Origin of the sequence: Arenimonas malthae CC-JY-1 (assembly GCF_000747075.1) — a bacterium.
Taxonomy (GTDB): Bacteria; Pseudomonadota; Gammaproteobacteria; order Xanthomonadales; family Xanthomonadaceae; genus Arenimonas; species Arenimonas malthae.
Window position 1 is genome coordinate 1 of sequence record NZ_AVCH01000117.1, and the last position, 823, is coordinate 823.

The 823-nt window shown below is 68.3% G+C and carries 1 protein-coding gene; it reads left to right on the forward strand.

The genetic code is table 11. The features are described 5' to 3' along the window. Positions 1 to 85: 85 nt before the first annotated feature. On the forward strand, positions 86 to 823 hold a 738-nt coding region (locus tag N790_RS05715), incomplete at its 3' end, for an ISL3 family transposase (RefSeq protein ID WP_156969955.1).

Consider the following 823-nt stretch of genomic DNA (forward strand, 5'->3'; position numbering starts at 1 on the left):
GGTTCTTCTCCCAACTGAGGGGAGAGTGGCGCACGGCCGACCCGGGTAGTTTGTAGTTGTCTAGACAACAAACCGGGGGTCGGCCGTGGCCGACGAGGATTGTATTGCCCAGCTGGGTGGCTGGGTGGGTTATCGCGTGGATGATTGGCGCCAGGAGCAGCGGGCTGGCCAGTCCTGGGCCGTGTTGGAACTGACCCCCGACGAAGGCGCGCAGCGCCGATGCTCAGGCTGCGACCAGCCGGTGACGGGCATCCACGACAGCACGTTGCGGCGTATCCGGGACTTGCCGCTGTTCGAGCATGCGGTGGAATTACTGGTACCGCGGCTTCGCTTGGCCTGCCCACGCTGCGGCCCACGGCTGGAGCGGCTGGACTGGCTCGATCCCCACGCCCGGGTGACCCGCCGGTTGGCCGAGAGCGTGGCCCGGCTGTGCGCCGGGACGTCGGTGCGGCACGCCGCCCGGTGGTTCGGGCTGGATTGGAAGACGGTCAAGGCGATCGACTTTCGCCACTTGGATCGCACGCTGGGCCCGCCGGACCTGGACGGCGTGCGGCTGCTGGCGATGGATGAGTTCGCGATCCAGAGGGGGCATCGGTACGCGACCGTAGTGGTCGACCCTGAGCGAAAGCGGGTGCTTTGGATCGGCCGGGGCCGGTCCCGGGCGGAGATCCGGCCGTTCTTCGAGCAACTGGGGCCGGCGCGCTGCGCGCAGATCCGGGCCGTGGCCATGGACATGAACACGGCGTACGACCTGGAGGTGCAGGCGCACTGCCCGAACGCCGAGGTGGTCTACGACCTGTTCCATGTCGTGGCCAAGTACGGC